This is a genomic window from Neobacillus drentensis, assembly GCF_036966985.1.
GTDB classification, from domain to species: Bacteria; Bacillota; Bacilli; order Bacillales; family Cytobacillaceae; genus Neobacillus; species Neobacillus drentensis_E.
Window position 1 is genome coordinate 1 of the sequence record NZ_JBALSN010000615.1, and the last position, 8,611, is coordinate 8,611.

The 8,611-nt window shown below is 38.0% G+C and carries 7 protein-coding genes; 2 read left to right on the forward strand and 5 right to left on the reverse strand.

What is annotated here, in order from left to right; all coding sequences use genetic code 11:
• The first annotated feature begins 87 nt into the window (after positions 1-87).
• Positions 88-1,392: a CitMHS family transporter gene (locus V7659_RS29120; RefSeq protein ID WP_335543530.1), complete on the forward strand. Its 1,305-nt coding sequence runs from the start codon at positions 88-90 to the stop codon at positions 1,390-1,392.
• A 348-nt stretch (positions 1,393-1,740) separates the two neighbouring features.
• Here V7659_RS29120 and katG read toward each other — a convergent pair whose 3' ends face one another.
• From katG to V7659_RS29140, 4 genes are all read right to left on the reverse strand, one after another.
• Positions 1,741-3,942: a catalase/peroxidase HPI gene (katG, locus tag V7659_RS29125; RefSeq protein ID WP_335543531.1), complete on the reverse strand. Its 2,202-nt coding sequence runs from the start codon at positions 3,940-3,942 to the stop codon at positions 1,741-1,743.
• A 470-nt stretch (positions 3,943-4,412) separates the two neighbouring features.
• A complete protein-coding gene (locus tag V7659_RS29130; protein WP_335543532.1) occupies positions 4,413-4,601 on the reverse strand; it encodes a hypothetical protein in 189 nt (62 codons plus the stop codon).
• A 138-nt stretch (positions 4,602-4,739) separates the two neighbouring features.
• Complete coding sequence (locus tag V7659_RS29135) at positions 4,740-5,423, reverse strand: hypothetical protein (RefSeq protein WP_335543533.1); 684 nt, start codon at positions 5,421-5,423, stop codon at positions 4,740-4,742.
• Positions 5,424-5,493: 70 nt separating this feature from the next.
• On the reverse strand, positions 5,494-6,390 hold the full coding sequence (locus V7659_RS29140; RefSeq protein WP_335543534.1) for a LysR family transcriptional regulator: 897 nt from the start codon (positions 6,388-6,390) through the stop codon (positions 5,494-5,496).
• A 136-nt stretch (positions 6,391-6,526) separates the two neighbouring features.
• Here V7659_RS29140 and V7659_RS29145 point away from each other — a divergent pair, with 136 nt between their 5' ends.
• Positions 6,527-7,546, forward strand: a complete 1,020-nt coding sequence (locus tag V7659_RS29145) for a YeiH family protein (RefSeq protein ID WP_335543536.1) — start codon at positions 6,527-6,529, stop codon at positions 7,544-7,546.
• Between the two features lie 112 nt (positions 7,547-7,658).
• Here V7659_RS29145 and V7659_RS29150 read toward each other — a convergent pair whose 3' ends face one another.
• Positions 7,659-8,531, reverse strand: a complete 873-nt coding sequence (locus V7659_RS29150) for a LysR family transcriptional regulator (protein ID WP_335543535.1) — start codon at positions 8,529-8,531, stop codon at positions 7,659-7,661.
• Between the last annotated feature and the right edge of the window lie 80 nt (positions 8,532-8,611).

Here is an 8,611-nt window from a genome sequence, read left to right on the forward strand (position 1 = left end):
CTCTTGTATTCTTTTATGGATTTACATTACTCCAAGAAAAAGAGATTTTTTATGGCCCGCTTTTAACAACGAAGGAGGATATAAAGTATGCTATCTTTTTTGGGTTTTTCTATGGTTGCAGTTTTTATGTATTTAATTATGTCAAAACGGTTAACCCCCCTTGTAGCTCTCATGCTAATTCCCATACTATTTGGTCTAATCGGGGGTTATGCGAATGATTTAGGTACGATGATGTTTGAGGGTGTCAAAGCTATTGCCCCTACCGCCATTATGATCTTTTTCGCCATTTTGTACTTTGGACTTATGATTGATACTGGTTTATTCGAACCCCTTATTGGCAAAATTTTAAAACTCGTCAAAGGTGATCCTTTAAAAATTGTTGTAGGTACAGCTGTCCTGTCGATGATGGTTGCTTTAGATGGTGATGGAACCACAACCTATATGATTACGGTTTCTTCCTTGCTTCCCCTTTATAAACGTCTAAGAATGAATCCTCTAATTCTTGCAGGAGTAGCCATGTCTTCAATGGGAGTAATGAATATGACTCCTTGGGGAGGAGCTTCTGCAATGGCAATGACTTCATTGAAGCTTGACTCATCTGAGCTGTTTCTGCCACTCATTCCTGTGGTCATGGGTTTTGGGCTTTTATGGGTTCTGGTTATATCCTTTATTTTCGGAAAAATGGAACGCAGAAGACTTGGAGTTATAGATATTGATGCATTTCGGGAAGTGGCCAGTACGGCTGAAATGGATGCAAAAATTGAGTTTAACTATCGCCGTCCTAAACTGGTATGGTTTAATTTAGCTTTAACCCTCATTCTCATAGTTTTGTTAATTATGGATGTTATACCGCTCATGATTTTATTTATGGTTGCATTTGCTATTGCTTTATTAGTTAATTATCCAAATATAAAAGAGCAACAAGAACGAATCTCTTCACACGCAAGTAACGCAGTAGCGGTCGTCTCCATTGTTATTGCAGCTGGTATTTTTACAGGTATAATGTCAGGAACGAAAATGATTGATGCGATGGCTACTACTTTAGTGTCATTGATTCCAGAAGCAATGGGGCAGCATTTACCAGTTATTGTCGCTTTTTTAAGCGCACCCTTTACTTTTTTTATGTCCAATAATGCATTTTATTTTGGTGTACTTCCCATTATTGCCCAAGCTGCAGAGTCTTATGGCATTAGCGCTGCCGAAATAGGCCGTGCCTCCATACTAGGACAGCCTGTACACGTACTAAGCCCATTAGTGGCAGCAGCACATTTATTAATAGGTATGGTAGGAATCGAATTTAGTGATTTACAACGTTTCTTAATTAAATGGGCGCTAGGAACTACTACAGTAATGGTAATAGCTGCACTAGTTTTAGGGGTTATTTCTTTATAAAACAAATGCTAAAAATTCATTTTTAAATTGGGGGCTAATTCCATGTGGATCATTACTGTATACAACACCTACTCTAAGGATAATAAAATTACAATGTTTGAATTTGAGACGGAAAAGGAAGCCAAAGAAAATTATGAAAGAATTCAAGGTTGCAAAATTCTTTCCGAGGTTATTTATAATCACTCCCCATATTTTTCTTTATCCTAAGAATGAGCTGTTATGGGTCAGTCCCCCACCATATTAAAGCATTAATTAAATGAGGGACTGACCCTGATTTCCCTAAAACAAAAAACAGGCCAAACCCTTTTTGATTAAAGGTTTGAGCCTGTTTTTTTCTCTAATTAGATTTTACTTCGAAAAGCCTAGTAGTTGAGCTTTCTTCAACCGAAGATCAAAGCGATCTGCATTCATAACTTTTACCCAAGCAGCTATAAAATCACGCACAAACTTCTCTTTGTTATCATCTTGAGCATAAACTTCTGCTATGGCACGTAGAACGGAGTTTGAACCAAACACTAGGTCAACACTAGTTGCTGTACGTACTACTGCTCCTGTCTTGCGATCACGTCCTTCAAATACGTCACCGCCTACAGGCGTCCACGCTATTCCCATGTCAAGTAAGTTAATAAAGAAGTCGTTAGTAAGTGTGCCTACACGATTAGTGAAAACTCCGTGTTTCGTGCCACCGAAGTTAGTACCTAATACACGCATACCGCCAACAAGTGCTGTCATTTCTGGTGCAGTAAGGCCTAGAAGTTGCGCCTTGTCAACTAGCAGTTCTGCCGCACTTACACGATACTGTTCCTTTTGATAGTTGCGGAAACCATCAGCGGCAGGTTCTAGCACTGCAAAACTTTCTAAGTCAGTTTGCTCTTGGGTTGCATCTCCACGTCCTGGAGCGAAAGGAACAGTTACATCAAAGCCCGCATCTTTTGCAGCTTTTTCTATTGCCGCACTACCACCTAATACAATCAAGTCAGCCATGCTAACTTTCTTTCCTAGATGACTTTGAATGCTTTCTAGTACAGAAAGTACTTTGGTAAGTTGTTCCGGCTGATTTACTTCCCAATCCTTCTGTGGAGCAAGACGGATGCGAGCACCATTAGCACCGCCACGCATATCTGAGCCGCGGTAAGTACTGGCTGAAGCCCAAGCAGTTGTTACTAATTCGTTGATAGTAAGTTCTGAGTCTAAGATCATGACTTTGATCTTATCAACTTCTGCATCTGTTAAAGTATATTCAACAGCCGGTACAGGGTCTTGCCAGATAAGAACTTCTTCTGGAACTTCTGGTCCTAGATATCTTGAACGTGGCCCCATGTCACGATGTGTTAGTTTAAACCAAGCACGTGCAAATACATCAGCAAACTCTTCTGGATTCTCATGGAAACGACGAGATATCTTTTCGTATTCTGGATCATAACGCAATGCCATATCGGCAGTAGTCATCATAGTCGGAACACGAACGGATGAATCCTCTGCATCCGGTGCAAGATCTTTCTCATCAGGGTTTACCGCAAGCCACTGATAGGCACCTGCAGGACTCTTTGTAAGCCACCATTGATATCCAAATAATAAATCAAAGTAACCATTATCCCACTGTGTTGGATTAGCAGTCCAAGCACCTTCAATACCGCTTGTGATGGTGTCATGACCTTTACCGCTGCCGTGTGTGCTTAACCAGCCTAAGCCCATTGCTTCAATTGGAGCAGCTTCTGGTTCTGGACCAACATGAGCAGCATCTCCTGCACCATGTGCCTTACCAAAAGTATGGCCGCCGGCTATTAAGGCTACTGTTTCTTCATCATTCATTCCCATACGTGCAAAGGTTTCACGTATGTCACGACCACTTGCAAGCGGATCTGGATTACCATTTGGACCTTCTGGGTTAACATAGATAAGACCCATCTGAACGGCTGCAAGTGGGTTCTCAAGCTCACGATCACCTGTGTAACGCTTATCACCTAACCATTCTGATTCAGTCCCCCAGTAAATGTCTTCTTCTGGATGCCAAACATCTGCTCGTCCTCCACCAAAACCAAATGTCTTTCCGCCCATTGATTCTATAGCGACATTACCTGTAAGAATAAATAAGTCAGCCCAAGAAATCTTGTTGCCATACTTTTGCTTAATCGGCCATAGTAGTCGACGAGCTTTATCAAGGTTACCGTTGTCAGGCCAACTGTTAAGTGGAGCAAAACGCTGTGTGCCAGTTCCACCGCCACCACGGCCGTCTCCAGTACGATATGTACCAGCGGAGTGCCAAGCCATACGGATAAAGAATGGACCATAATGTCCATAGTCAGCTGGCCACCAATCTTGACTGTTGGTCATTAAATCACGAAGATCCTGTTTAAGGGCATAGTAGTCTAACTTTTTAAATTCTTCTGCATAATCAAAGTCTTCTCCCATAGGGTTAGATTTTCTGTCATGCTGATGGAGAATGTTCAAGTTCAACTGGTTTGGCCACCAGTCTCGATTAGACGTACCCTTAGAATTGTTACTAGCAGCGCCGCCGTGAAACGGGCACTTTCCAATATTAGCATCCATTCGTTTTTCTCCTCCCTGTTCTTGTGAATATTGCAGCAGATAATTATGTCTCTTGTAGTAAGAAGCTTCAAAACTGGTTGTATTAATTATTATGTTTCAATTCTACTAAACTATTACTTAAAATTGAAAAAATAACCAATGTTATCACAAATTTGTAATATTTTCCGGAATTTCTGTTGTATCATTTTTTACTGCCTTGAATTTTCTTGTGTTCCGTAATCTCAAAAAAAATACCCCTTTCCTGACATTTGCTTCAGGGCAGAAGTTATTGCTGAATGTTGATTTCACTATGTTGGAAAAATAAACGGTAAAATTCCCTCTTGTTCACGCTTTGGCTTCACTGTTTAGTCAAGTTACAAATATAGTAAAGGTTTGGGCTTTTAGCACATTGCGGTGCAAGAAGTCCAAACCTCCAATGTTTGATTTTGAATTAATACATAGACACTATTGAAGCTAACAATATCTTATCTCTAAGTAACTCGAATTCTACCAACTCTTTTATTTCGATTACGATCTTTATTATTCAGTGCATTTTGGGATTTAGGAATACATGGAAATGATATGAGGCCAGCCTTAAACAGGGTAAATCCGATAAATGTAGCATAGATCGTACTTCCGATCAGAAACCAGATGAGTCTTCTGCCAACATTTCGTAACATGTTTTCACCTCTTTAACCTCTTATTGATGATAAATATGATGAAATCATCTTTTTTATGTCGTCTTATTCAACTCTGCCATCCATCTTCACGTCCGGAAATCACTTAAAACGTTATAGTCGGGGGGTGGGAAGAGTCTCTTACTCTTCCCCGCCATATCGAAGCTTCAATAGAAGACCATACATAAGCAGGAAAATCATAATTCCCATAGTTTGAAAAGTTCCTACCATGGTTTTAATCGAGAAACTTCCTCTTAGTTTATCCTTATATGTAATAATAAAATTTCCATCGGCAGAGTTCGCCACCGCTAAAAGGATCCAGCTAAGGACTATTAACACAGCACCCAATCCAATAATAACAGTATGTAATTTACTTTTATCCAAGTAGATTAAGAGATTAGCTATTAGAAAGCCGAGGATTGCTGCAACAACATAAAACCACCATAAGTATTCAGCACCAACTTTAATTAACAAAACCATATACTGAATCGTAAAGCCCAAACTCAATAAAATAAGAGGAACACTATAGAAGCAGGAAATCATGAATTCCCTAATGTTCCCTTTTACCATTAATATAAAAAATACAATGACACTAGGAATGCCTATGACCCAATGTATAAAAGCCAAACTATATACTACTTTCGCATAGCTCTCCTTTAAGGGGATCTCCACGACTCCCTGAAAAGTTTCCCCATCTAAATGATCTACCATCATATACCAGCCTAAAAATAATACAAGGAAAAAACAGACTAATAGCTTTAGTGCTGTACCGAATGTACTCGATTCCTTCTTCCTTGCTTTACGTTTTTGTTTCTTTTTACTCAATCGGTACACCAACTTTTTTCTGTATATCTTTTAACAAAAGATTATTAGTATTATATGTTTGATTTAAGAGCTATTGCAATAATTGATTCTCTACATATTTTTCTATTAACTCAATAAATAAGTTCATAGATTTCGTATGCAATTCCACAGATTCTGTTATAACTGAAAAATTTCTTTTTATCGGTGTCCCTTTTACATTTAATACTTGAATGGTACCAAGCATTCTTTCTTTTTTTACAGTCAGTTCAGATAAGTAACTAATACCAAGCCCCGCTTCGACTGCTTCTTTTATTAGTTGTGTGCTGCCGAACTCCATTAACCTAGCAGGGCGTATTTCTAAAGTTTCAAATAGTTTTTCTGTTGCATCTCTTGTTCCAGAACCTTCTTCACGAACAATCCAATTCTCTTGTTCTACCTGTCTTCGTGTCACTTCTTTATTGAAATAAATTGGATATTTCCCTCCTGCCACGATATACATTTGATCGGTGGAAACCGATTTTACATATAGATTTCGATGAGGAATTTCCCCCTCTACAATTCCTACATCGATCTCATGGCTAGTGATTGCTTTAGCAATATCCCTTGTGTTGCCAATTTGTACTGAGGGCAGAATATTAGGGAATAGGTTTTTCATTCTTGCAAGTATATGTGGTAATACATACTCTCCAAAGGTAAAACTGGCACCAATTTTTAATGGTCCTGTCGGCTCGTTATTTAATTCATTTACTAACATCGACATTCGTTTGTATAAACTTGTTATTTCTTTAGCATGCAAATAGACTATTTCTCCTGCTTTAGTTAGCTGCACACTTTTATTAGTTCGGAGCAATAGTTTTGCACCTACATATCTTTCCAATTGTTGAATTTGCTGGCTGACTGCAGGCTGAGTCATATGAAGCTCTTCAGCTGCTCTGGAAAAGTTTCTTTTATCAGCAACAGATAAAAATACTAATAATAATTGATCCATAGGTCCCTTTCTCACTATCGTATTTACTTATTATAACTATAATAATCATTTATTTTTCTTATTGTAAATTTTTAGTTACGATAAATTATAGACACAAATTAGGGGTTGAATACAATTGGAACAAAAAGTATTAATAATTCCCAATCCTAATCAGCAAAAAAAAGCAGCAAAAAAGCTAGATGTTTCTTTGATATCTGGAATTGGTTTTACGTTGATCATAGCCGTGTTAGGTTTTGTTTTGGCAGTGCTTCCGGGGCTGAATCGTATTGGACCTCTTGCGTGTGCCATTTTACTAACTATCGTTTATAGACAGGTTTTTGGATATCCAGAAAAATTACGTACTGGTATTCAATTTTCATCAAAAATACTTTTAAGATTGGCCATCATACTTTATGGTTTAAAGCTAAACATGATTGTGATTTTTCATCAGGGGTTCCCTCTATTGCTAAGAGGGTCAATAACGATCATTTTTTCCATCGTTGTTCTTATGACCCTTGCTAAATGGCTGAAGGCAGATTTTAATCTTTCTTTATTATTAAGTCTCGGCACAGGCATTTGTGGTGCGGCAGCCATCGCGGCCGTCTCACCAATCATAAAAACAAAAGATGAGGATACGGCTATGGGAGTCGGCATCATTGCATTAGTGGGCACATTCTTTTCAATCATATATACGTTAATATTTCCTTTTTTATCTTTTGGTCCTATGAACTACGGAAATTGGGTTGGAATCAGCCTACACGAGATAGGCCATGTTGCTTTAGCTGCTGCCCCAGCAGGCCAGGATGCTCTTGCCCAAGCATTACTTGCCAAACTTGCACGAGTATTTCTATTAGTTCCGGTTTGCTTTATCCTTATGCTTTGGATGAAAAAGAAAGGAAAAATAGAGGGAGAGACAAAATTTGAGTTTCCATGGTTTTTAATTGGATTTATCGTTATGAGTTTTGTGGGAAGCTATTTCATTGGAGAAAAGGTAGTGGTATCAAAAACAGTGATGTCTGTTATTGCATACGGTACATCATTTTTGTTGACAATGTCAATGACAGGATTAGGTTTAAATATTAGCTTGAAAGAATTACGAACCAAAGCAATGCGTCCACTAATTGCCATTATTATTACATCCATTCTTTTATCATCGCTAACGTATATTAGTTTTTAAAAATCTTATAAAATCATTTTAAAATAGCCTGGGTTCTATATTGAACAGAATTCAGGCTATTTCATTTTTGTTTAACAAATGGAAAAGATGCAATGTACTGCGGTATTCCTTTTTAGGTAATGGATTGCAGGTCAATCGCATCAACAAATTCGACGAAGGCTTTTACTACTTTAAATTCTAAAGATTCTTCATGGTAAAACATCCATGTCTTTCGGATAATTTTTTCTCCCTCCTTATTTTTAATTTTAATTTTATTGATATGAACAAGGTCATCAATATTCATGCTTGGCATAATTGCGTAGCCCAAACCATAACCGACCATCTTTTTGCATGTATCAGCCTTATCCACATTAATACTGACAAGTGGAGGCTGTGAGTAATTTTCAGCCCACCAGTTATCAATTACAGCTTTTAATAATGGATCCGTTTCGTAATCAATTCTAGGTAAACTGGGCAGTAAGTTCCGGTCTATTTCTTCTTTTGAAGCGATACAAATGCTTTCTTCGAAGAGGAGCTTCTTGTGACCCTTCCAGCCATATTCCCCTTTTAAAAAGCCAACATGTACATCATGATTGTACATTAAATGGGCAATCTCGTTGCTTGACCCCGTTGTAACTTTAAACTCGACATCAGGGTACTGATCTTTGAAAAGTTTTAATAATCCGGGAAGTTTATAATCCGTAAAAAAGGTTGAAACACCCAGCCTTAATGTACCCGATATTTTTTCCTCCATATTAAGGACTGTTTCTTTCATCCTTTGGATTCGCAATAACATTTCATGGGCATTTTTTGCAAGATATTCACCCTGTGGGGTAAATTCGACTCCGCGCCAGTTTCGATTAACGATTTTTACTCCAAAGTAGTTTTCCATTGTTTTTAAACGATTGGTTAAAGCCGGCTGCGAAATATGCAGAATTTTAGCTGTATTGGTTATATTTTTTTCTTGATAAAGAGTTTGCAAAACCATCCAGTCTCTTTCATCCATCAGGATCACCTCGTACCATAAGAAATAATTTTTGATTATGGCCTTCGATATAAATTCCATATTTTATTTATTGCTTTGAT